A 22,567-nucleotide genomic window follows, 5' to 3' on the forward strand; every position below is an offset into this window, starting at 1 on the left:
ACCTGGACGCCTGCGGTGGCCGGCCCTGCCACGGTGTCGGCCACCGTCGCACGCGCGACTGCGGCCGCTCCGCTCCGGCCGAAGCCGGCCGGCGCAGGCGTTGACGAGACACATGGCTGAAGGCGATGGTTTCGCTCCGGGGCGGTGGGGCCAGGAATCGGGGATGAGCCGGAGTCGAACATGTGACGTGTGCGGTGAGGCGCTGATCGTGAAGCCGCAGGGGGGCCGGCCGGCTCGATACTGCTCCAGCGCCTGCCGGCAGCGGGCGCTGCGGCGACGGGCGGCTTCGAACGTCACGCCCGCGGTCGCGACGGCCGGTGGCAGTGTCCTGTCGCCGGCGCTCGACTCCTTCGTCGGCCGGCAGCACGAGCTGTCGTGCCTGCGCGCGCTCCTGAGGAGTTCGCGCCTCCTCACGTTGACCGGTGCGGGCGGGGTGGGCAAGACCCGGCTGGCGCTGGAGTTCGCCAGGGGATTACCGAAGCGCTTCGCACGAGTCGACCTCGTGGAACTCGCCTCCCTCCAGGATGGTGCGCTGCTGACGCAGACCCTGGCCGCCGCGCTAGGAGTGGGTGAACGAGCGGGCCGGACCGGCGTCGACGTTCTGGTCCGGGCGATCGGCGGCGCCTCCCGGGTGCTGATTCTGGACAACTGCGAGCATCTGGCCGAGCCGTGCGCCCGGCTGGCGGCGATCCTGCTGACCCGCTGCCCCCGTCTGCGGATCCTGGCCACCAGCCGGGAGGCCCTGAGGGTGCCCGGCGAGAGCGTGTTCCGGGTCGGCGAGCTGTCCCTGCCGCCGGCCGGTGCCGGAGACGAGGTGACGGCCCTCATGCAGTCCGATGCCGTACGGCTCTTCGTCGACCGCGCCGCGAGGAATTCCCCAGGGTTCACGCTCCATCGCGGTAACGGCCACCTCGTGGCCGAGATCTGCCGGCGCCTGGACGGCCTGACGCTCGCCGTCGAGCTCGCGGCCCGCCACGTCGGTGCGCTCGCACTGAGCGACATCCTGGCGGGGCTGGACGACCAGTTCTCCCAGCTGGACCTTCTGACCGGGGGAAGCCGAACCGGACCCCCACGCCACAGTGGGCTCGCCGCAGCGGTCGACTGGAGCCATCGGCTGCTGGATCCGGCCGAGCAGGCGGTCTTCCGGCGTCTTTCGGTCCTCGTCGGCGGGTTCGATGTGGCTGCCGCGCAAACGGTCTGCGCCGGTGACGGCATAGGTCGGCGGCAGGTCTTCCGCATCCTGCGCGACCTGGAAGCGAAGTCGCTCGTCGTACGTCTGCCGGGAGAGACGGCACCCACACGCTTCAGGCAGCTGAGTGCCATCCGCGCCTGCGCCCTGGACCGGCTGCGCGCATCCGGCGAACTGCACGCCACCCTGCGCCGGGCGCTCGCGTGGCTGACCGAGCTGGCCGAGCGGGGCTGCGGGGACGTGTTCGCCGACCAGGCCGGCAGCCCGCTGGCGGCGGAACGGGACAACCTCGCCTCGGTATTGGCCTGCAGCGCCGGCCACGGCGATGCCGTGCGGGTACGGCTGACACTGGAGCTGGCGCGTGTGCACTACCAGCAGGAACAGCCGTCGTCCGCCCGTGCGCTGCTCACCGGACTGCTGCGGGGGGCCGGGGGCCGGGCACTGGGTGGGCAGGTGCCGGCGCTCGCCGCACGCGTGGCCTGCCAGCAGGCCGATGTGGACGAGGCTCTGCGCCTCGGCGAGCAGGCGGTGCAGAGCGAGCGGATGCGCCGTGACGCCGCCGGACTGGCCAACGCCCTGGACGCCCGGGCAGCGGCGCGGCTGTGCCGCGGTGACTTCACCGAAGCCGTCGCGGATCTACGGGAGTGCCTCGAGGTCGTCGCCACCCTTGGCAGGCCGCAGGACGCCGCCTGGTGCACCCATCACCTGGCCTGGGCGTTGCTTCAGGCCGGCGGGAAGCTGGAGGCCGACGAGCTGATGTCACGGTGCCTGCCCGTTCTGCGGGAACAAGCGCCATGGCCTCGGACCGCGGCCGCGCTGCACACTGCGGGGGCCGTACGGCTGGCTCTGGGACAACTGCGCAGTGCGGAGACCTTGTTCGCCGAGGTCCTGCGGATCGCTCCGGGGGCCAGTTTCCACGCCCTGTACCCCGTGGAGGGCCTGGCCCTCGTGGCCGCGGAGAACGGCGACATGCCGCGTGCGCTACGGCTGTACGAGGCGAGCGTGCGGGCGCGGCGCCGCTTGGACACCGAGCCCGAGGCTCCCTGGCGGCACAGGATGGAACAGGCAGCGGCGCGTGCCCGGACACGGCTGTCGGATGCGGCGCGGGAGACTGCTGTCGCCGGTGCCCGTGGGCTGCGTGGGGAGCAGCTGGTCGCGTACGCGCTCGGGGCAGGGAGCGGCGACCACCGAACGCGGCGTGACGTCCGGGCCACAGACGAACGGTTCCGGCTCACCGCAAGGGAGTTCACCGTGGTTGAACTCGTCGCCGAAGGGCTGACCAACCGGCAGATCGCGGACCGGCTCGGCCTTTCGATCCATACGGTCGCCACGCATCTGGACAAGATCCGCGACAAGCTGGGCATGCGCTCCCGCACACAGATCGCGCTGTGGGCAGCCGCACGGACCGAGGCGGCACGGTGACGGGGCATCCGGCCCCTCCATGACGGAAGCCGCCTCCCTTCCCCTGGTCGCCCTGACGTCGTGGCAGGCGCTGGTCGAGAGGGCACAGGTCCGGCCCGGCCAGAAGGTCCTGATCCGGCTCACCGCGCTGTGGGCGCTGTGCCCGTCGACCACCGACCCGGCCACTGTGCCCGGGTGGATGACCAGCTAGCCGTGGTCGGTCTCGCAGGGGCGGCAGTCCTGCCCGTCGAGGTGGGGGTGCTCCGGAAGGGTCTGGCGAGGAACTAAAAGAGTGCTGCCTGGCTGCGGTGCGTGCGGGGCGGGACCGGGGGAACCCTGCAAATCGAGCTGTCTGCACCTGCCCAATTCCCCGTGGAAGTAACTCACATTTTATGTGCTTGTAGGACTGCAATAAGGGCATCCGTTGGCCAGGAGGTTGATAACGATGGTTCCCCTGCTTCTGGTTCTGCTGCTGGCTCTGATCCTCTTCGGTGCGGGTTTCGCGCTGAAGGCGCTGTGGTGGATCGCGGTGATCGTGCTGATCGTGTGGCTGCTGGGCTTCGTCGTCCGTTCCGCGGACAGTGCGGGCCGTAGGGGCCGCTGGTATCGCTGGTAGAGGAAAGCCGCCCGCGCGAGGAGCGCGCCACGCGCGAGAGGTGATGGGGGCTCGGCCGGATGCGGCCGGGCCCCCACTCGTGTAAGAAGCTGTCCCGTGGGCCAGTTGGGAGGGATCGGGCGTATCGGACGCGCTGCAGGGTACGTGAGTCATGCACCGGCCCCGCGGGCCCAGCAGTGGAACCCTGCACCTCCTGTCTGCGGGGCCGCTGCGCGCGGAACAGCCGGTAGCCGGTCGTCTGTTCAGATGTGCCGACATCTTCCGAGGCCGACTACCAGCCGCGCAACGGCCGGAGGCGGAGGCACTCAGTTCCACCGCATGCCGAGTTGGTCGAGTTCCGTGCGGCGCTCCGGCGCCAGCCGGGACCTCCGTGAGTGCCTGGTGTCATCGAAGATTGATCACACTGGCCAGCGGCCCGCAGCCGACGTCCGTGGAGGCGCGGCGGGCCAGGGCGCGGAGTCATTGTTACGGTCGCTGGATGGCGAGCTGGGACGAGGACGGCATCCGCGCACGGATACGGGAGATGGCCGCACAGGACCCGGAGCGAAAGCGTTTCGGGGCGCGCACGCATCAGTACGCGCTGGCGCCGCAGCTACCGGAGACGGAAATCCGGACGTTCGAGGTATCCCACGGCATCGCTCTACCGGGGGAGACCGGTCCTTCGTCGCGCAGGTCGGCAACGGCCCGGCCGGGCCCGCGCACGGCATGATGCCGTTGACCGTCTCGCGCTTGGGGGCCGACAAGGAGTGGGCGGCGGACGACGAGTGGGAGGAGGACCGGCTGCCGGGCCGCCTCGCCGAGCCGTTCCCGCTCACGGAACCCCTGCCCGGCCCGATCGGGGCACCCATCGATCTGACCCGGGGCACACTCATGGTGGCCGAAGAGGGCTGCGGCACGTACAGCCGGCTCATCTTGAACGGCCCGCACGCAGGAGAGATCTGGCAGATCGATCCGGGCTGGGGCGGCTTCGTGCCGGTGAGCCCCAGCTTCCGATCCTGGTACACAGATTGGCTGGCGAGCCCGTAAAGGCGCGTGTGCTGTCCCCTGGCCCGGGAGGGATCACGAGTAAGTGGCCCACGAGCAACTCGAGCTCGAAGGGCACAGGATCAAAGTTCGATGGCACAGGACAGCGAGGCCCAGCGCGCTCTGACCACCACCCGGCCGGGGCCTCGAGGCGGACGATGTTGCGTTGCGCGGGTTCGTCGTCACAGCAGGAAGCCACCCCAGCTCAGCCGAGGCGCTCGGCAACATCACGGCATGCGCCAGACGACGCCGAGCCGGGAGACACCTCCCGGCTCGGCATCCGCGTGTGATCAGGCGCGCAATGATCAGGAGGCGGCTGAGACGTGGCGGGCCCGATGGCGGGCCGTATACAGCGCTGATGCGGCCGGTGTGCGTTCTCCATGCCAGTGGGGGTGGAAGAGCACCTCGCCCGACAGCTGGACGAGTCGTCTGCGCAGTACGGTGCGCGGCTGCGCGGCGAGTTGGCGGTAGGTGGCGTACCACTCGTCAACCGCCCGGGCAAGGTCGTCGGGAATCGGTCTCATGGCTGAATGAGGGCGCAGCCTCGGTCACCAAGGTCGTCGGCGGGTGCCTCGCCGACAGGTTCTCGCGCCGGCTCCTGATCGGCGCGAGTTACGGGCTGGCCGCGCTCGGCAAGGTTCTCGTTGCGCTCGCCACCGTGTGGCCGCTGGTGCTGGTGGCGCGGGTGGTCGACCGGTTCGGCAGGGGCATGCGGGGGGCACCGCGCGACGCCCTGTTCGTCGACGGGGTCCCTGCCGGGCAGCGGGGCAGGGTGTTCGGGCTGCACCGGGCCGCCGACACCGCGGGCGCCGTCGTCGGCCCAATGGTGGGCTTGGCACTGGACGAGGCGCTCGACCACCGTCTGCGGCCGCTGTTCTGGGTGGCGGTGATCCCTGCCGTTGCCTCGGTCGTCCTGGTTGCCGCCGTCAGTGACCCGGGCCGCAGGGCGGCCGGCGCGTCGGTGAAGGCCGTACGGACTCCCTGGCGCTCCCTTCCCCGCCCGTACTGGCGTGTCCTGGGCGTGCTGCTCGTGTTCAGCCTGGTCAACTTCTCCGACGCGCTGCTCCTGCTGCGCGCGCGTGAGCTGGGCCTGTCCACGGCCAGAGTCGTCGGCGCGTACGTGGTCTACAACCTGGCGTATGCGGCACTGTCCTATCCGCTGGAGCCCTGTCCGACCGGGTGCCCCGCCCGCTCGTGTTCGCGGCGGGCCTGCTCTTCTTCGCCGTCGGCTATCTCGGTCTCGCCCTCATCCACACGTCCTGGCTCGTCTTCGTCGTCCTGCCGCTGTGCGGCGGATTCGCCGCGTGCACCGACGGGGTCGGCAAAGCCTGGATCTCCACCCTCGTCCCTGACCGCCGACAGGGCACCGCCCAGGGCCGCTACCAGGGCGCGACCGGAGCCGCGATCCTCTTGGCAGGGCTGTGGGCAGGACTCGACTGGGCTCCAACGGCCAGGATCCCCCTGCTGATCTCCGGCATTGCCGTTCTCTTCCTCATCGGTGCCCTGCCGGCCTTGCGGTCCTCACAGGCAGGCGGCGTCACCACCCACGGCCTGAAATAGCTGAGATTTGAAGGAAGTTCGGGTCCGTGTGAGCTGAAAGGTAAACACCGCGCCATTTTTCGTGTGAGCCCTTTGTGCGACTGTTGTGCTCACGCCAAGATCCCCTCTGCGCCTGGGACACCCCCATGCACCCCGGGCGCAGGGAGGAGAGGGCATGCTGCCCCCAAGACATCAGCGACGGTTCATGACCTGTACCGTCGTGGCCGCCGCGTTCGGACTGGTAAGCACCCAGGCGTTCGCGGGCCCGGCCGACATCAGCCCCCGGCCCTGGCAGGCGCGCCACCAGGCCGCCATCGGCCGGCAGCACATCAAGGCGGTGCACGCAGGCGACGCGATGTCCGCCTTCGCCGCCGAAGGCGATGACGACGGCGCCGACGAGGCGGAGAACTCCGCCGAGGCCACGGCCCAGTTCACCGAGGCCCGCACCGCGCCCGGCGTGGTCGCACCGGGCGCCTACGGCGCTGCCTGGCAGCAGCTGCAGTCCATGCGGCACACCTCCGGCAGCTGGGACCACGTCACGAAGAAGCCGTACAACTCGGACGATCCGCGCTACCGTGATGTGAACTCCAACTCCAGTGGCGGCGCCGGGCAGGTGACCGGCCGCATCACCGGGATCGCCGCCGACAGCCAGGGCTATGTGTACGCGGGTGGCGCCAACGGCGGTGTCTTCCGGTCCACGACCGGTGGCGGGCACTGGAAGCCGATCGCCGACAAGCTGCCCTCCCTGTCGACCGGCACGCTCGCGCTGGACGGAGGGAACCGGCTCTGGTACGCCACGGGCGAGTCCAACACCGGGGCCACGTCCTTCGTCGGTACGGGCGTGTACGTCCTGAAGGACCCGCGGCACGGGCAGTTCCAGCCCGGCGACCGCGTGGGCGGCGCGGAACTGGAGTCCACCGTCATCCACGCGCTGCGCTTCGCCGGCACCAAGGTGTGGGCCGCCACGAGCACCGGCGTCTGGTCGCACTCCACGACCACGTTGTCGGGGCCGTGGAATCAGGAGTTCGCACCCAACCCCGACTATCTGCCGGGCGGTTCGAAGGCGGACGACCCGAGCGCGCCGTACAAGAACATCGCCAACGACATCGCCGTCGACCCGAAGGACCCGGACAAGGTCCTGCTCGCGGTCGGCTGGCGCGGTGGCGACACCTACAACGGCCTGTACGCCCGCCAGGCCGACGGCACCTGGAAACCGGCTGGCGGCCTCGGTGACCTGCCCACCAGCAGCGACGACGTGGGCAACATGACGTTCGCCGCCGCGGCCGACGGCTCGCGTCTGTACGCCATCGACCAGTCCCCGGCCCAGACGGCCGCCAACCCGGACAGCGGGCTCAAGGGCGTGTACGTGTCCAAGAGCGGCTCGCCGTTCGGGCCGTGGGCGCTGATCGCGGACTACACCAAGCTGAAGGCGTCCGGATCCGCCCTCCAGGGCGAGGGCTACCAGCCGGGCATCCAGTCTTGGTACAACCAGTTCCTCCAGGTCGACCCGGCCAACGCCGACCACGTCTATCTCGGGCTGGAAGAGGTCTTCGAGACCAAGAACGGCGGCTCCACCTGGACCACCCCGGGCCCGTACTGGAACTTCCCCTTCCCGTGCTGGAGCATCGACCCGGCCAAGCAGACCGGTGACTGCTCGCCGACCACGCACTCCGACCAGCACGCCGTCGCCATCGGCAGTTACCGGGGCAAGAGCTGGGCGTACGTCGGCAACGACGGCGGCATCTACCGCCGCCCGCTGAACGGCGCCGTCGACTCCGGCGGCCACGCCAAGGACTGGCAGTCCCTCAATGACGGCACTCTCGACACTCTCCAGTACTACTCCGTGGGCGTCGGCAAGGACCTCGCGGGCGGCGGCGTCTCGGTCACCGGGGGCCTGCAGGACAACGGCCAGTCGATCCTGCGCGGCCGTGACAAGGTCATGGGCTCCAATTTCGGCGGCGACGGCGGCGACACCATCGCCGACCCCGCCAACGGCTGCAACATCGCCGAGGAATACGTCTACCTCGACCTGTGGGTCACCCAGAACTGCGGTGTCAACGACGGTTCGTGGACGACCGACCCGGCCAAGGCCACCGAGTACGAGGTCGCCCCGCCGGACAAGGACCAGGGCGGCGCCGGTGCCCGCTTCATCGCGCCGATCACCGCCGACGCCAAGAACATCAGCACCTGGATCGCCGGCGGCCGGCACGTGTGGGTGAACACCAAGGGCTTCGCCATCCGCTCCGGCAAGGAGTGGACGAATGCCTTCGACCTCGGTGAGGGCCACGTGGCCACCGCCGTGGCATCCTCCGGCGGCACCGTCTACGCCGGCTGGTGCGGCCCCTGCAACAACCAGGGCTTCACCCGCGGCATCGCGGTCGGCAACGCCGACGGCACCGGCTGGCACCAGCTCAACCTGCCCGTCGGCGGGACCATCCCGAACCGCTACATCTCCGGCTTCGACGTCGACCCCGCCGACGCCCAGCACGTATTCGTGGCGATCAACGGCTTCTCCCGCAAGTGGACCGAGGGCCCCGGCGCCGGCGTCGGCCACATCTTCGAGTCGAAGAACGGCGGCGCCGACTGGACGGACGTCTCCGCCAACCTGCCCGACGTCCCGGCCAACACCGTGAAGGTCCTCCCGAACGGCGGCCTCGCCCTGGGCACGGATCTGGCCACCTTCTACCGGCCGGCCGGGGCCACGCAGTGGGAGGTCCTCGGCCACGCCCTGCCGAGCACAGCCGTCATGCAGCTGCGCCTCGGCCCCGACGGCAAGCTGTACGCCGCCACGCACGGACGCGGCGTCTGGTCCTTCGACGTACGGCGCCTCAAGGGCCGTAAGAACTGACCACAACGGCTTCGTCACCACGGGCGGCCGGTGCACCTCCTTCGCGGGAGGCGCACCGGCCGCTCTACGTCCGGGGTCACTGCATCGGATATGCCGCCACGCTCAGCCGGAGAGTGAAGAACGGCTCGGCCTCGGGGCCCCAGGTCACCGACACCACGCCCGTGCGTGCGGCCCGTACCGTGACGCGGGTGATTCCCTCACGGTCGGTGTGGTTCGAGACCACCGTCGCCGGTATGGATTGCTGCTGCGCGGCTGAGGCCAGGGGATTGCGGAGCGAGGCCGCAGAACCACGGTCACCGTGGCGCCGGGCCGGACGCACAGGGTCCGCACGGCAGCGTCTGCGGGGCCGTGGGTGACCGTGAGGGCGCCGACGATACAGGACATCAGGACGGAGGGATCCTCGGACGTGCGCGGAGACGCGGGATGCTGCGCCTGCGAGGCGCTGCCGGCGCTGTCTCCGCAGGCCGTCAGGACACAGGAGGCGGCCATCAGGACCGCGCCGAACCAGGGCCAGGATCGCACGCCACTGTGACGTTCCGGACTGCCCATCGGTTCCGGGAGGTGCGTACCGGCGGCCGACACACACCTCCCCTGGTACAACCGACGTCTTAGCGGAGGGTCGGGACAGACTTAGTACTCCAGTTGCAGTTCGCTCAGGTGACGGGAGTTCGTAACCTCCGCCGTGGCGGCGACGGTAATGGAAGTGTCGTGCGGTTGCCTGGTGGCGACGCCGCCACCAGGACCAGCTCAGCGCGTGATCGGTTTTCCGCCGGTGTGCCTGTGGGGGACGGTGAACTGCGAGGAGCCGCCGGACCTCTGCCACGGTGAGGGGTGCAGGGGCACCGGGACCGTTCTGCAGCCCCCTTGCCGCCGTCGCGGTGGCGGACATGGCCGCGAGGAACACGTGGGCCAGCATGGCGAGAGTGATGTGCCGGTACCAGCCCGGATAGCGTCGGACCTCGTACTGGTCCAGGCCGCACTCGTTCTTCGCAGCCTGGAAACACTCCTCGATCACCCACGGGTTGCCGGCAATCCGGGCCAACTCGGGAACCTCAGTGCCGACGGGTTGGTGCAGGGGGATCCCCGCCTTGACGCCTCAACTCGATCTCGCGGATGGATCTCAACCCTGTGGCCGACCAGGCACTGGATTATCTGGTCGGGGCCCACCTTGAGGAAAGTACTCTCAACGCTTCCGCCGACGCCCGCGCCGGCCGGCAGTCGCTCCGGCAGCAGCCCCAGCCTCGGCCGTCGCCGGTTGCGCCTGCGGGCCGGGCCGGTCGGCCGCCACCACCAGCGCGGCGAGCGCAGTGGTGACCGGCACCGAGGCGACCAGGCCGATCGAGCCCACCAGCGTGCGCACGATCTCCTCGGCCACCAGCTCACTGTTGGCGACGGTGCCCACGCCGCTCTGCGCGATGGAGAAGAGGAGCAGCAGGGGTAGTGCGGCTCCCGCGTAGGCGAGGACGAGCGTGTTGACCACGGAGGCGATGTGATCGCGTCCGATACGGATGCCCGCTCGGTACAGGCCGCGCCAGCCCATCGAAGGGTTGGCGTCGTGCAGCTCCCAGACGGCTGAGGTCTGCGTCACGGTGACGTCGTCGAGCACACCGAGCGAGCCGATGATGACTCCGGCGAGCAGCAGACCGCTCATGTCGAGCTTCGGGTACAGGCCATGGATCAGGCCGGTGCTGTCGTCGGTGTTGCCGGTGAGGGCGGCCCAGCCGATGAATGCCGAGCCCAGGAAGCCGATCAGTGCCAGCGAGAGCAGCGTGCCGAGTACCGCCACCGATGTGCGGGCCGACAGGCCGTGGCACATGTACAGGGCGATCAGCATGATGGCGCTCGAGCCGACCACTGCCACCAGGAGCGGGTTCGAGCCCTGCAGGACCGCCGGCAGGACGAAGAAGTTCAGTACCAGGAAGCTGATGGCCAGCGCGACCAGAGCCATCACGCCGCGCAGACGGCCGACCACCACGACGGCGAGGGCGAAGATGCCGGCCAGCAGGCCCATCGGGAAGCGCCGGTTGACGTCGGCAACCGAGTACTGCAGGTCCCTGGGCGCGGAGGGTTCGTATGCGGCGACGACCTTCTCGCCCTGGTGCAATTGTCGCGCCTGGTCGGGCTGCACGATTTCGGTGAAGGTACGGCCCTGGTCCTCGCCGGTGTCGACCCGGATCGTGGCTTTGTGGCAGGTGCCGTTCGCCTGTTGCTGTGCCGAGTTGCCCTCGGCGGTGGAGGTGTCGCCGGTGGGGGTCTCGGCGGAGGCGTTCACCGACTTGCAGCTCACCTCGACGACCTTGGTGACCGTCGCCTGCTGGGTCTGCTGGTCGAAACCGACACCAGTGCGCTTGTGTGGGGTGGCGTCGCCCGGCCACAGCACCACGAGCCCCACCACTACCGCGGCGGCGAAGGGGATCAGGATCGCCGCGATGACCTTGCGCAGGTGCCGGGAGACGGGCGCGGCAGGGCCATGGCTGTGGCTGTGTCCGTGGGTGTGCGCTCCTCCCCGACTGCCGGCGTCCACACCGTGTCCGTGATCGGAGTCATGTCCGGCGCCGGTCACTGGTGCGTGCCCGTGGTCAATTGCCTGGGAGGGGAGGTGGCCCGGGCCTGCGCCGGGTCCGTAGCCGGCGTGAGGTATCGAGTCGGGAGGATTCCCGTATCCGTACCCGTACCCGTAGGCGTGGCTCTGCTCGCTCCCTCGACCATCTCTGAGGTGGGGCGGGTCGCCGACCCGGTTCCAGTCTCCAGCACTCTGCCGGTCAGCGGCTCCCATGCCGTCTCCCTCGTGGTTGTCAGTCCCCCTCCGGAGCCGGTCCTGCGCGGCGGCTCTGAGGAAGGGTACGGGAACGGCCGTGCCGCGGTCTCGGTCCGACGGCGGGCTGCATCAAGGGTCGGTGCCACTTGCGGTGCGCGTGGTACCGGGGCCGCCTGGGCGAGCACACGGTGTACACGGTCATGAGCGCGGTTGAACGCCTGTGCGGTGGCCGCCGTAGTCAGGGTGAGGTCTTCTCGCAAACGCTGCCCGCCGGAGGTGTCGTACCCGTGGCCACCACGAGATCAGGCCCCACCACCAGGACCGACGACCGGCACGCGATGGCACAGGCGCCAGGTGGCCGGGGGCGGCCGGCGGAGACCGCGGGTGAGCGTGCCGGCGGGGAACGTGGGGCCGGTGACGGCCGGCCTGTGAACTCCTCCGTCGTCCTGGTCACGGTCCTGCTCCTGATCGTCATGGGGCAGGGCCCGATTCGCAGGGCCCTCGCCGCTCCGGTGATGCAGAGCTGGATGACGGTGTTCGTGGCGGTGGTGATCCAGGCCCTGCCCTTCCTGGTGTTGGGTGTCCTGCTGTCCGCAGCTCTCGCGGTGTTCGTCCCTCCCTCGTTCTTCGCCCGCGCACTGCCCGGCCGCCCCGGGCTCGCCGTGCCGGTCGCGGGCCTGGCGGGCGCGGTGCTGCCCGGCTGCGAGTGTGCGTCGGTCCCGGTGGCGGGTGCGCTGGTGCGTCGTGGGGTGACGCCCGCCGCGGCCATCGCGTTCCTTCTGTCCGCGCCGGCGATCAACCCGGTTGTGCTGACGGCAACGGCGGTGGCTTTCCCGCGCCATCCGGAAATGGTGCTGGGGCGTTTCGCGGCCAGCCTGCTCGTCGCGTGTGCCATGGGCTGGCTGTGGCAGCGACTCGGCCGCACGGAGTGGCTGCGTCCGCCGGCCCACGCGAGATACGACGGGCAGAGCAAGGGCGCGGCGTTCTGGGACTCGGTCCGGCACGACGTGATGCACGCGGGCGGTTTCCTTGTTCTGGGCGCGATGGCGGCTGCGACGCTCAAGGCGGTGGCCCCGGACGGCTGGCTGCGCACAGCGGCGGCCAACCCTCTTGCTGCCGTGAGCGCGTTGGCGGTCCTGGCCGTGCTGCTGTCGATCTGCTCGGAGGCGGACGCGTTCGTGGCGGCGTCGCTGACGCAGTTCTCGCTGACGGCGAAGCTGGTGTTCCTGGTGGTCGGCCCCATGATCGACCTGAAGCTGTTCGCGATGCAGGCGGGTACCTTCGGCCGCGGTTTCGCGTTCCGCTTCGCCCCGGCCACTTTCGTGCTGGCGGTCGCGGGAGGGGTCCTGACCGGGGTGGTGCTCTGGTGAACAGGCAGGCCCAGGCGGTGGTCATGTTCCTGGTCGGCGCGGTACTCGTGCATGCCGGGTTCACGGACCTGTATCTGCGGTACGTGAAGGCGGGGTTGCGGCCGCTGCTGCTGGCGGCGGGTGCCGTGCTGATGGCTGGGGCGCTGGCGGTGGCGTGGTACGAGTTCAAGGGCCGGCGGGGACCCGCCCAGCAGGACGGACACGAGGACGCGCAGCCTCACCGGACTCATGAGCACGGCCGTGAGGGCGGTGATGAACATGACCACCGTATGGACGACCATCACGGGCACCGAGAACCACGCGTCTCGTGGCTCCTCCTGATCCCCCTCCTCGCACTGATCCTGGTGGCGCCGCCGGCGCTCGGCTCCTTCAGCGCGATGCGTGCCGGTACGGCGTTGCAGCAGCCGTATGGCTACGCGAAACTTCCGGACTCGGACCCCCTCCCGATCAGCCTGGTCGACTACGCGGGCCGCGCGGTGTACGACCACGGCCGGTCACTGGGCAAACGAAAAGTTCAGATCACGGGCTTTGTCGCCCTGGACGCACAGGGCGCACCGTTCCTGGTCCGCATGTCCCTGAACTGCTGCGCCGCGGACGCACAGCCCGTGAAGCTCGCCCTGACGGGCGACATCCCACCGGTCCTGCAACCGGACACCTGGCTGCGGGTGACGGGCACTTACACCGCGAAGCAGATCAGGGACCCGGTCAACAACCGTCCGATCCCGTATATGCGGGTCACCGAGGCGGTACCGGTGCCGACACCGCGCGATCCGTACGACGAAAGCTGGAACCAGTGAAAGGTCAAGCGGACGCGGCAGTTTTGGATGTCCCGCCTTTCGTCAGAGAGCGCCTTCCGAGGCGGTCCGCGCGTCTACGTCGACCCCGCTACGCCGCGCCCGGGCGAACAGTCCGTGCCGGGGGGCCAGGCACCAGGTCACGGCGAACAGCAGGGTCAGGACGCAGACGATGGAGCCGCCGGCGGCCAGGTCGTAGGCGTACGACACGTACAGCCCGGCCAGCGCACCCATGCCGCCGAGCGCCGAGGCCAGCAGGGACATCGCCCACAGCCGTTCGGTGAGCATGCGGGCGGCCGCGGCCGGCGTGATGAGCAGGGAGAGGACGAGGATGTTGCCGACCGCCTCCAGGGACATCACGATCGCGGCGGTGGCGACCGCGTAGAGGATGAGGTCGAGCCGCATGACGGGGAGTCCGGCCGCGCGTGCCGTCTCGCGGTCGAGGCTGACGGCGACCAGCTCCTTGCTGAGCACCAGGACGATCGCCACGAGGACCGCGCCGAGGCCCGCCGCCGTCCACACGTCCTCGGGGCCGACGGCGAGCACCTGCCCGACCAGGAACGAGGACAGATCGGTGGACCAGCTGTCCTGCGTGGACACCAGGACGATGCCGAGACCGAACGCGCATGAGAAGAACACCCCGATGACGGTGTCCTCCTTCAGGCCCCGGTTCTGTGAGACGAGTGCGATGAGGAGGGAGGTGGTCAGGCCGGCGAGCGCGCCGCCGAGGAGCAGGTTGCCCTGGAAGGCGTAGGCGACGGCGACCCCGGGGAACGCCGAGTGGGACACGGCCTCGCCGATGAACGCCATGCCGCGCAGCACGACGTGCACGCCGACGACCCCGCACACCAGCCCGGTGACCACGGCGACGGCGAACGCCCGCCGCATGAAGGGGGGCTGCCAGGGGTCAATGAGGAAGTCCAGGAACGTCACGCCGTGGCTCCGATCGCGGTGTCCAGCCTGAAGGCCCGCAGCATCAGCTCCGGATCGCCCAGCAGCTCGGGGCCGCCCTCGGCGACGACGGTGCGGTTGAGCAACGCCACGCGCGTGCAGGTACGGGCGGCCCGTCAGGTCGTGGGTGGTCATCAGCAGGGCCCTTCCCTCGCCGGCCAGGCGGCCGAAGAGGTCGTTCAGCAGTTCCTGGGTGGGCACATCCACGCTCGGTGAACGGCTCGTCCAGCAGCAGCAGTTGGGGGCCGTCGGCCAGGGCGCGGGCCACGAGCACCCGGTGCCGTTGCCCGCCCGACAGCTCTCCGACGGGGCGCCTGCGCAGATCAGCGAGGCCGACCAGCTCCAGTGCCTCTTCGACGGCGGCCCGGTCGGCTGGCCGCGCCCGGCGCAGCCAGCCGATCGAGCGGGTACGGCCGGACAGCACGGCCCCGGCGATGTCGATGGGGAAGTCCCAGGCGAACTCGTGACGCTGCGGGACGTATCCGACGAGGCGTCGCGTGCGGGCCGGGGGCAGGCCGTCGACCAGCACGTCGCCGCCCGCGAGCGGGACCAGCCCGAGCACGGCGCGCAGCAGCGTTGTCTTGCCCGCGCCGTTCGGTCCGAGCAGGCCCAGCAGATCGCCACGGTGCACGGTCAGCCGGGTGTCCCGCAAGGCGGGCCTGCCGCAGAGGACCACGTGTACGTCCCGGGCCTGAGAAGGGGCTCCCTGGTCTTCACGCGTGGGTCCCTTCGGCGTGACGGCTCCGGCGCCGCGGGCCATGGCGACGAGGGCAGTCCCCAGGGCGGTGAGCGCGGCGGCCGCCTCACCGATGAGTACGGCCTTGGCGGCGCCGGTCGAGGCCATGGAACGGCCGGGAAGAGCACGCCGGCCGCGTCGGCTTCCGCCTCGGTGTCCGGGAGCAGCCATATCTGGCTGCCGGTGCCGAGGAAGCCGTAGCCGGGGTTGGCGACCTTGGCGGCGGCGGGCACGGACAGGGTCACGTCGGCCGGGGCGTACTCGGTGCCGGTCTCATCGTCGTGGACGTGCAGGGCGAGGTTGGTGCCGTCCCACTCAGCGTCGAGGACGTCGACGTGGCCGCTGCTGACCGTGGTGGCGGCGACCGCCGGGGTGGCCGCGAGGCCGCCGAGCGCGACGACGGCGGTAAGGAAACCCGAAAACGTCAGAGTGCAAGGGTACGCAAGGTGATCCCCCCTGGCTGTGCAAGGAATGACCGCATCCCCCGTGGCGGCTGTACGCGGGCGAGCCCCCCGACCTGCCGCAGCACCCACGCCGCCGGCGTGAGTGCTGCGGTGGTTCAGGGGGTTCGCCCTGTGAGCGGATCGGGCCTCGCTCACCAACTGCTCTTGGTCACGCCGGGCAGTTCGCCGGCGTGCGCCATCTCGCGTACCCGGATGCGGGACAGACCGAAGGTGCGCAGGTGGCCGCGGGGGCGCCCGTCCACGGCGTCGCGATTGCGCACGCGGGTGGCGCTGGCGTCGCGGGGCTGCCGAAACAACTCACGCTGAGCCGTCGTCTGTTCGTCCTCGGAGCTGCGGGGGGACGCGATGATCGCCTTCAGTGCGGCACGCCGCGCGGCGTACCGCGCCACGACGAGGCGCCGCTGCTCGTTCTTTGCGATCTTGCTCTTCTTCGCCATCAGACCTTCCCTCCCCGGGCGCGGATGCGGGCCACCGCGGCCTCGACGCCGATCACGTCGACCGTCTTGACGCCGTTGGCGGACAGGGTGAGGCGGACGTGGCGGCCCTCGCTGGGCAGCCAGTAGCGCTTGCGCTGGATGTTCGGGTCGAACCGGCGCTTGCTGCGCCGATGGGAGTGGGAGATGTGGTGGCCGAATCCAGGCTGGCGGCCGGTGAGTTGGCAGTGGGCGGACACGGGTTCCTCCTCGGTGGATGGGTGACGGCAGCACACTAGCAGTCTAATGAAAATGAAAACCAAGTTGTGTATGGTGCCGTTCATGGCCCGTAACGAACTCCGCCCGATCACCAAGCTGAGGTCCACCGCCGGCACCGGCTACACGTACGTGACCCGGAAGAACCGCCGTAACGACCCCGACCGGCTGACGCTGCGCAAGTACGACCCCGTCGTCGGTCGCCACGTCGACTTCCGTGAGGAGCGCTGAGAGCTGTGAAGCCCGGAATCCACCCCGAGTACCGCCCGGTCGTCTTCCGTGACCGGGCCGCAGACTTCGCCTTCCTCACCCGGTCGACGGCCACCAGTGACAGGACCGTCGAGTGGGAGGACGGCAACACCTACCCGGTCATCGACGTCGAGATCTCACTCGGCGAGCCACCCCTTCTACACCGGCACCCAGCGGGTCCTGGACACCGCCGGGCGGGTCGAGCGCTTCGAGCGGCGCTACGGACGCGGACGGGGTGAGCGGTGAGCGGGCTGCCGGTCGCGATCGTCGCCATTGCATGCCGACGCCCGCCGCGGCGCCGTCGATGAGATCCTGCGTACGGTCCCCGGCTCGGTCGCGCTGCACCACGACCTTACGGCCGCCGTCGACAGCTCGGTGCACCGCACGGTCCGCGACGCCGACGGTCTGCTGAGCCGCGGCGACGCGCCATTGGTGAACGACTGTGCGTGCTGTGCCCTGCGTGAGGACCTGGTTCCCGAACTGCTGCGGCTCGCACACGAGGGCAGCTACCGGCTGGCGGTCGTGGAACTGTGGGACTCGGTCGAGCCCCAGGCGATGGTCGCGGTGATCGCCGCCGCGGGGGCCCCGCTGACGCTGACGGGCGTCGTCACCGCGGTCGACCCGGCACTCGTCCTGCCGTACCTCTCCAACGGCGACGACCTGGCCGACGTCGGCCTCGCCGCCGCGCCGACCGACCAGCGCACCGTCGCCGACACCTTCGCCCGGCAGTTGGAGCACCCGACGGTGATCGCCGTCGTCGAGGACGGCTCGTCAGGGGAGTGCGCCGACGACACCGACTGTGCTCTGCTCGCTCAGCTCACACCGGGTGCGCGAAAGGTGGGCGTGGACGGCGGGGCCCTGGGGTCCGCTCTGCTGGCGGGCTTCGACGTGGCGGCAGCCGCCGCCCGTCTGCACCCTGCCTGCACCCTGCCTGCGCGCTGCTGCCGCAGGAGTGCGACGAACACGGCGTGACCACCCTCGTCTGGCGGCGCACCCGGCCCTTCCACCCGCAGCGTCTGTACGCCGCTCTGGAGGACCTGACCTGTGCCGCCGCGCGCAGCCGTGGGCGTTTCTGGTTGGCCGACCGCCCCGACACCCTGCTGTCCTGGGATGCCGCGGGAGGTGCCCTGTGCGTGGAGTCGGTGGGACCCTGGCTGGCCGCTCTGCCCGACGCCGCGTGGGAGATGGTGCCCGCCGAACGCCGTCTCGCCGCTTCCCTGGACTGGCACCCCGAACACGGCGACCGCTGCCAGTACCTCACCTTCACCTCGCCCGGCCTGGACCGCGACGGTCTGCTGACCCTGCTCGACGCGTGCCTCCTCACCGACGACGAGTTCGCGGCCGGCCGAAAAGGCTGACAACAACTTCCTCACGCTTTCGACGACTTGCTCGACCCCGGGACCTGACAGAGAGGACCGATCCACCATGCCCCGACGCATGAGCACCGGGCGGCAGACCGCCAAGCGTCAGCCCTTCAATCCGCTGGACGACGCTGGCATCACCTATGTCGACTACAAGGACACCGACCTGCTACGGAAGTTCATCTCCGACCGCGGGAAGATCCGCAGCCGCAGGGTGACGCATGTGACGCGTCAGCAGCAGCGGCAGATAGCACAGGCCATCAAGAACGCACGGGAGATGGCGCTCTTGCCCTACGGCACCCGGTAGCCGGCACAGCCGAACGAATCGCCCCGGCGCCGCCACCGCCTCTCGTGCGGGTTCGACGGCTCTCCGACCTGGCCGACCGTCTTCGAGTCCAATATGGAACTCCATCGCCGGGCGGCGCGTGACCTCGTCCACGCCTGCCGAGGAGCCGGAGCAGCCTGCGGTGGCGCCTGCCGGGCCTGTGGGGGCCGTCCAGGTCACCGACGACGGGCGGGCCTCCTGGACCCTGCCGACCGCGTACGGGCTTTCGCCGGCGGTTGCGGCGGCGGCCGTGGACCCGGCGCCCGGCGACGATGACCGCACGGTGTGGGCGGTCATTGAGGAGGTCACGTCCTGGCCCGTCACCGTGCGGGTATGGCGCAGCCGTCCCCGCCGCGGCACGGGCGTTGCCGAGCCCGCCGGCGCCGGGCTGTCCGTGCACGTGACGGCCTTCCCGGTCGCCGCTGGGTGAGCCCCGTTACGCTCGTGTCGCCGCTGGTTGTGGGCCGGGCGCTTCGCTTTGTGAGGGGTGACGACCGTGGCCTCAGTGTGCGTGGATCCTGACTACTTCGACGTCGGCGACGACGGGCGGCTGACTCTGCTGCCGGGCCGTCAGGGGCTGAGGGGACTGCTGTACTTCAAGACCCCGGGGACTTACACGTTCGAGAAGGCGTCCTAGCCGTGGCTCGCGAACGTGCGGGTGATATGCCAGGCCGGTGGGGGAGGCGCGGCCGGGGCGCGGGCCAACGCGGGGATGCTCACCGCGCAGCCCGGTGCGCCAGCGGGTGGCTACAGCGAGTCGTTCATCGCCGCGTCAGCGCTCGGCTCTGTCGAATCCGTGGTCGTCGGCGCGGCCGGTGCCGCTGGCACGGCCAACAGCGATGGCGGCTCGGGCGGGAATAGGTTCTGTCTACATGGTCATCGTCAGGTCCAGATGAGGATGGCGGCGGGATCAGCCCATCAGGGAGAAACGCTGCAAGGGCCTACGGGCCGGCCAGGACGTGCTTGACGAATGCGTCCGTGTCCGTGAGGTCGGGCAGCACGACGTGGGCGCCCGCGGCCCGCAGGTCCTCGGCCGTGGTGCGGCCGGTGGCGACTGCGATGACGCGGACGTTCGTGCCGAGGCCGCCTTCGACATCTGCAGGTGTGTCGCCGACGAGGACGGCATCGGGGGCGGCGGTGGCTGAGCGGGCGAGCGCGATCTCGACCAGGCCGGGGCGCAGATCAGCGTCTTCGCCGTAGGCGCCGGCGTCCCACTGGATGTGACTGTCGAGGCCGAAAACGCTCAGCTTGATCTCGGCGGCGCCGCGCACGTTGCCGGTAACGACGGTCTGCCGTACCCCGGCTCGCGCCAGCGCGTCCAGGGCGGTCGCCGCTCCGGGCAGGGCGTGCCCGCGCTCCCGCAGCTCCGAGGCGCGATGTACGTGCTGGGCGGTGAGCGCCGCCGCGAAGCGTTCGAAGTCGGCGCGGTCGGTGGTCAGGCCGTGCAGCTTGGCTGTCTCGCGGAAGATGACAGCTTCTGTGATGCCGTCGATCTTGGCCTGTTCACGCATCGGCTGGCCGGTGACCTCTTTGAAGGCGGCAGCGGACATCTCTTTGCCGATGCCGCGGGTGTCGATGAGGGTGTGGTCGATGTCCCACAGGACGAGGCGTGGCATGTCGGGCCTTCCGGGTGTGACGTGTCGCATCGTGTTGCTGAGAGTCCCCCGATAGTTGCAGTACGTACCCGCGCGCGGGCCGTGCGCCCTACCCTGACGGAATACGGGAGGGCGGATGGCCGGATCACCAAGATTGCCTATCGGGGCGCGGCTTCGGTACTACCGGAGAAAGAACGGTAGATCACAAGCGGCCGTCGCGGGCCTGTGCTGCATCACTGAGCGATACCTCTCGCTGATCGAGACGGGCAAGAAGACACCGTCGTCGGATCTCCTTAGCCGCCTCGCGACCGAGCTGGGTGTGCCCATCGCGTCACTCGTGTCCGACGAGCCGCCGGCGAAGAGCACGCCCACCCTCACGACGCCACCGGACATCGCCAAGGCGCTTATGGGCTACGGCGCTTCGCCACCCGGCTCAGCCACCACGCCCCCGGAGCTGCGGGAGCGCGTGGAGGAGGCGTGGGGGATCTGGCAGACGAGCGCCGAGCGCTTCACCGACATCGAGCCCCTGTTACCTGCCCTGATCGCCGACACCGAGTACGCCGTGCGCGCCTACCACACCCGAGAAGCCGGGGCCCGCCGAGACGTCCTGCGCACGGCGGCCGACCTGTACGGCCTGCTGCGGTCGTACTGCCGGCGCACCGGCCGTCTGGATCTGTCGCTGATGGTCGCCGACCGGGCCCGCCGCGCCGCTGAGGACGCGGACGACCCGATCCGCATGGCAGCAGCGCACTGGAATCTAGGCCACTGCCTCCTGTCCCAGGAGGGCGGTGCGGCCGAGGCCGCCGAGGTCGCCTGCCTCGCCGGCGAGCAGCTGCAGGACCTGACGGACAGCCCGGAGAAGGCCGCGATGGAGGGTGCTCTGGAGTTGGTCCAGGTGGTTGCTGACGCCCAGCAGAAGAGTTGGTGGCGGGCTCGGCAACGCCTCACTGAGAAGGCGTCGCGGCTGGGGAAACGGTCAGGCGAGTCCAATGCGATGTGGACCGTGTTCGGGCCGACGAACGTCACCTTGCATGCGCTGAGCATCGAGATGCTCGCGGGGGAGAGTAGCGAGGGCCTGCGCCTGGCCGACGAGGTCGATATCACCGGGCTGCCCAGCAGAGAGAGGCAGTTCACGTACACCGTCGACCTGGCTCGCTGCTACGACCTGCGCCGCGAGGACGCGGCTGTCTTCGTGCACCTGCTGGAGCTGGAGGAGATCAGCCCGGAAGACATGGTGCGCAGCCGCCTCGCCCTCGACATGGTCGACGGTCTGCTGCATCGGGTCCGTCCGACCTACCGCCGTCAGGTTGTGGTCCTGGCCGAGCGTATGGGCATCGCCTGACCGAACCGCGCTTGACCCGAACTGTCAGTTCCCCCGAACTCGCCGTTCGGGTCATGGTTCTTGCTCCGCCCTACCGTCGGTCGCACAGCAGCAACGCGACGAGAAGAGGCGCAGGTGAGGACGCAGATGCGCGCTCCGTGCCGTACCCCTGCACGGGGCCACGGGTGGGAGGCGGTTCGAGTCAGCCGCTTCTACGGCCTAAAAGCACTGGAGCGACTGGTGCGTCCCGGTGCCGTGGCTGTCGACCCGGCACCGCCCGGCCTCGTCTTCTTCGTGGAGCCTGGTCCGACCAACGGCTGGCCCCTCTCTTCCGAGCTGGTTCGGGTGATACCGGATTTCACGGTCCCGCCGACCAACCGGCAGACGCCTCCCGGTGCCTACTGGCTGGTGCCGCCGAAGCGGGGAGGCGTCGGGCTCACCGACCACGGCGCCTTAGAGGTCCTAACAAAGGCGTTGGACGTGGCGGTGGGTGATCAGGCAGGTTGCGAGGCCGAGGAAGGCTTCATGGATGTCGTCGCGTCGTTCCCATCGGATGCGCAGTCGGCGAAAGCCGTGCAGCCAGGCGATCGTGCGCTCGACCACGTAGCGGAAGATGCCAAGGCCGGAGCCGTGTGGCTGACCTCGTTCGGCGATGACCGGCGGATGCCGCGGGCCCAGAGCAGGCGCCGGTACTTGTCGTGGTCGTAGCCGCGGTCGGCCAGGAGCGCGTCGGGCCTGCGCCGTGGCCGGCCGACGAGTCCGGCCACGGCCGGCACCTTGTCCAGCAGGGACAGCAACTGCGTGACGTCGTTGCGGTTTCCGCCGGTCAGCGAGACCGCGAGCGGGATGCCCTGGCCGTCAGTGAGGACGTGGTGCTTGCTGCCCGGCCGTGCGCGGTCGACCGGGCTGGGCCCGCTTTTGGGCCACGCCGAGCGGCCCGCACGTGGGAGGAGTCGATCACCGCCCGCGACCAGTCCAGTTTCTTCGCCGCCCGCAGCTTCTTCAGCAACACCAAGTGCAGTTCGTCCCACACACCGGCCTCGTTCCACGCGGCCAGACGCCGCCAGCACGTCATGCCCGAGCCGAAGCCCAGCTCCTGGGGCAGGTACTCCCACTGGATGCCGGTATGGAGCACGAACAGGATCCCGCACAACGCCTGCCTGTCCGGCACCCGCGGCCGGCCTTCCACCAGCTTCGGCGCCGGCTCGGGCAACAACGGCTCGATCAGCGACCACAGTTCATCCGACACGATCCACGGCCGCGACTGTCGCTTTCCCACGACCGGACCAACGACCATTCACGCCGCAAGTCACATGATCAACAGCTTCTGTTAGGACC

General features: G+C 70.1%; 22 protein-coding genes and 5 pseudogenes. 17 read left to right on the top strand and 10 right to left on the bottom strand.

From position 1 onward, the window contains the following. Positions 1-163: 163 nt before the first annotated feature. The 5 genes from AB0J12_RS06815 to AB0J12_RS06835 all read left to right on the top strand — a co-directional run bounded on the left by AB0J12_RS06815 (position 164) and on the right by AB0J12_RS06835 (position 4,232). Positions 164-2,611 (top strand): LuxR C-terminal-related transcriptional regulator, encoded by a 2,448-nt coding sequence (locus AB0J12_RS06815; RefSeq protein ID WP_363263115.1) that lies wholly within the window; start codon positions 164-166, stop codon positions 2,609-2,611. Positions 2,612-2,630: 19 nt separating this feature from the next. Then, entirely contained in the window at positions 2,631-2,801 is a 171-nt protein-coding gene (locus AB0J12_RS06820) for a hypothetical protein (RefSeq protein ID WP_363263116.1), read from the top strand. A gap of 234 nt (positions 2,802-3,035) precedes the next feature. Then, positions 3,036-3,206 (top strand): hydrophobic protein, encoded by a 171-nt coding sequence (locus AB0J12_RS06825; RefSeq protein WP_363263117.1) that lies wholly within the window; start codon positions 3,036-3,038, stop codon positions 3,204-3,206. A 478-nt stretch (positions 3,207-3,684) separates the two neighbouring features. After that, a complete protein-coding gene (locus AB0J12_RS06830) occupies positions 3,685-3,915 on the top strand; it encodes a hypothetical protein (protein ID WP_363263118.1) in 231 nt (76 codons plus the stop codon). A gap of 20 nt (positions 3,916-3,935) precedes the next feature. After that, positions 3,936-4,232, top strand: coding sequence for a hypothetical protein (locus AB0J12_RS06835; RefSeq protein ID WP_363263119.1), 297 nt, complete (start codon positions 3,936-3,938; stop codon positions 4,230-4,232). 302 nt (positions 4,233-4,534) lie between these two features. Here the strand turns inward: AB0J12_RS06835 and AB0J12_RS06840 are convergent, their stop codons facing one another. Further along, positions 4,535-4,753, bottom strand: a complete 219-nt coding sequence (locus AB0J12_RS06840) for a hypothetical protein (protein WP_363263120.1) — start codon at positions 4,751-4,753, stop codon at positions 4,535-4,537. Positions 4,754-4,827: 74 nt separating this feature from the next. Here AB0J12_RS06840 and AB0J12_RS06845 point away from each other — a divergent pair. The 3 genes and pseudogenes from AB0J12_RS06845 to AB0J12_RS06855 all read left to right on the top strand — a co-directional run. Continuing rightward, positions 4,828-5,319 (top strand): annotated as a pseudogene (locus tag AB0J12_RS06845) (MFS transporter); the annotation flags it as partial. A gap of 89 nt (positions 5,320-5,408) precedes the next feature. Beyond that, positions 5,409-5,789 (top strand): MFS transporter, encoded by a 381-nt coding sequence (locus tag AB0J12_RS06850; protein ID WP_363263121.1) that lies wholly within the window; start codon positions 5,409-5,411, stop codon positions 5,787-5,789. Positions 5,790-5,943: 154 nt separating this feature from the next. After that, entirely contained in the window at positions 5,944-8,616 is a 2,673-nt protein-coding gene (locus AB0J12_RS06855; RefSeq protein ID WP_363263122.1) for a glycosyl hydrolase, read from the top strand. A 76-nt stretch (positions 8,617-8,692) separates the two neighbouring features. Here AB0J12_RS06855 and AB0J12_RS06860 read toward each other — a convergent pair whose 3' ends face one another. From AB0J12_RS06860 to AB0J12_RS06870, 3 genes and pseudogenes are all read right to left on the bottom strand, one after another. Then, positions 8,693-8,839, bottom strand: coding sequence for a hypothetical protein (locus AB0J12_RS06860; protein WP_363263123.1), 147 nt, complete (start codon positions 8,837-8,839; stop codon positions 8,693-8,695). A gap of 672 nt (positions 8,840-9,511) precedes the next feature. Continuing rightward, positions 9,512-9,673: pseudogene (locus tag AB0J12_RS06865) on the bottom strand (IS701 family transposase); the annotation flags it as partial. A gap of 126 nt (positions 9,674-9,799) precedes the next feature. Continuing rightward, entirely contained in the window at positions 9,800-11,179 is a 1,380-nt protein-coding gene (locus AB0J12_RS06870) for a YibE/F family protein (RefSeq protein ID WP_363263124.1), read from the bottom strand. 623 nt (positions 11,180-11,802) lie between these two features. Here AB0J12_RS06870 and AB0J12_RS06875 point away from each other — a divergent pair. After that, positions 11,803-12,744, top strand: a complete 942-nt coding sequence (locus AB0J12_RS06875; RefSeq protein WP_363263125.1) for a permease — start codon at positions 11,803-11,805, stop codon at positions 12,742-12,744. Continuing rightward, positions 12,741-13,541 carry a TIGR03943 family protein gene (locus AB0J12_RS06880; RefSeq protein WP_363263126.1) on the top strand — a complete coding sequence of 267 codons (801 nt, stop codon included), beginning with the start codon at positions 12,741-12,743 and terminating at the stop codon, positions 13,539-13,541. Before AB0J12_RS06875 ends, AB0J12_RS06880 begins: the two co-directional genes overlap by 4 nt. A 42-nt stretch (positions 13,542-13,583) precedes the next feature. Here AB0J12_RS06880 and AB0J12_RS06885 read toward each other — a convergent pair whose 3' ends face one another. From AB0J12_RS06885 to rpmB, 4 genes are all read right to left on the bottom strand, one after another. After that, complete coding sequence (locus tag AB0J12_RS06885) at positions 13,584-14,471, bottom strand: anchored repeat-type ABC transporter permease subunit (RefSeq protein ID WP_363263127.1); 888 nt, start codon at positions 14,469-14,471, stop codon at positions 13,584-13,586. A gap of 43 nt (positions 14,472-14,514) precedes the next feature. Then, the gene (locus AB0J12_RS06890) at positions 14,515-15,333 is read right to left on the bottom strand and encodes an ATP-binding cassette domain-containing protein (RefSeq protein ID WP_363263128.1); all 819 of its coding nucleotides are present in this window, start codon (positions 15,331-15,333) and stop codon (positions 14,515-14,517) included. Between the two features lie 487 nt (positions 15,334-15,820). Beyond that, positions 15,821-16,126, bottom strand: a complete 306-nt coding sequence (gene rpsN / locus AB0J12_RS06895) for a 30S ribosomal protein S14 (RefSeq protein WP_363263129.1) — start codon at positions 16,124-16,126, stop codon at positions 15,821-15,823. After that, on the bottom strand, positions 16,126-16,362 hold the full coding sequence (rpmB, locus tag AB0J12_RS06900) for a 50S ribosomal protein L28 (RefSeq protein ID WP_363263130.1): 237 nt from the start codon (positions 16,360-16,362) through the stop codon (positions 16,126-16,128). Before rpmB ends, rpsN begins: the two co-directional genes overlap by 1 nt. Before the next feature lie 82 nt (positions 16,363-16,444). Between rpmB and rpmG the strand changes: the two genes are divergently transcribed. The 6 genes and pseudogenes from rpmG (at position 16,445) to AB0J12_RS06930 (ending at position 18,950) form a co-directional block, all read left to right on the top strand. Beyond that, positions 16,445-16,609 (top strand): 50S ribosomal protein L33, encoded by a 165-nt coding sequence (gene rpmG / locus AB0J12_RS06905; RefSeq protein ID WP_363263131.1) that lies wholly within the window; start codon positions 16,445-16,447, stop codon positions 16,607-16,609. A 5-nt stretch (positions 16,610-16,614) separates the two neighbouring features. Further along, positions 16,615-16,873, top strand: a pseudogene (locus tag AB0J12_RS06910) (type B 50S ribosomal protein L31). Then, a pseudogene (locus AB0J12_RS06915) lies at positions 16,870-17,985 on the top strand (GTP-binding protein). The pseudogenes AB0J12_RS06910 and AB0J12_RS06915 overlap by 4 nt, the downstream one beginning before the upstream one ends. A gap of 67 nt (positions 17,986-18,052) precedes the next feature. Then, complete coding sequence (gene rpsR, locus AB0J12_RS06920; RefSeq protein WP_363263132.1) at positions 18,053-18,295, top strand: 30S ribosomal protein S18; 243 nt, start codon at positions 18,053-18,055, stop codon at positions 18,293-18,295. Between the two features lie 118 nt (positions 18,296-18,413). Next, positions 18,414-18,743 (top strand): hypothetical protein, encoded by a 330-nt coding sequence (locus tag AB0J12_RS06925; protein WP_363263133.1) that lies wholly within the window; start codon positions 18,414-18,416, stop codon positions 18,741-18,743. Positions 18,744-18,824: 81 nt separating this feature from the next. Continuing rightward, positions 18,825-18,950: a hypothetical protein gene (locus AB0J12_RS06930; RefSeq protein ID WP_363263134.1), complete on the top strand. Its 126-nt coding sequence runs from the start codon at positions 18,825-18,827 to the stop codon at positions 18,948-18,950. A 304-nt stretch (positions 18,951-19,254) separates the two neighbouring features. Here AB0J12_RS06930 and AB0J12_RS06935 read toward each other — a convergent pair whose 3' ends face one another. Continuing rightward, positions 19,255-19,929: an HAD hydrolase-like protein gene (locus tag AB0J12_RS06935; protein WP_363263135.1), complete on the bottom strand. Its 675-nt coding sequence runs from the start codon at positions 19,927-19,929 to the stop codon at positions 19,255-19,257. A gap of 115 nt (positions 19,930-20,044) precedes the next feature. Here AB0J12_RS06935 and AB0J12_RS06940 point away from each other — a divergent pair, with 115 nt between their 5' ends. Continuing rightward, positions 20,045-21,250 carry a helix-turn-helix transcriptional regulator gene (locus AB0J12_RS06940; protein ID WP_363263136.1) on the top strand — a complete coding sequence of 402 codons (1,206 nt, stop codon included), beginning with the start codon at positions 20,045-20,047 and terminating at the stop codon, positions 21,248-21,250. Positions 21,251-21,691: 441 nt separating this feature from the next. Here AB0J12_RS06940 and AB0J12_RS06945 read toward each other — a convergent pair. Then, a pseudogene (locus AB0J12_RS06945) lies at positions 21,692-22,526 on the bottom strand (IS5 family transposase). Positions 22,527-22,567: the final 41 nt, after the last annotated feature.

The sequence above is a fragment of the Streptomyces sp. NPDC049915 genome (assembly GCF_040656475.1).
Taxonomy (GTDB): Bacteria; Actinomycetota; Actinomycetes; order Streptomycetales; family Streptomycetaceae; genus Streptomyces.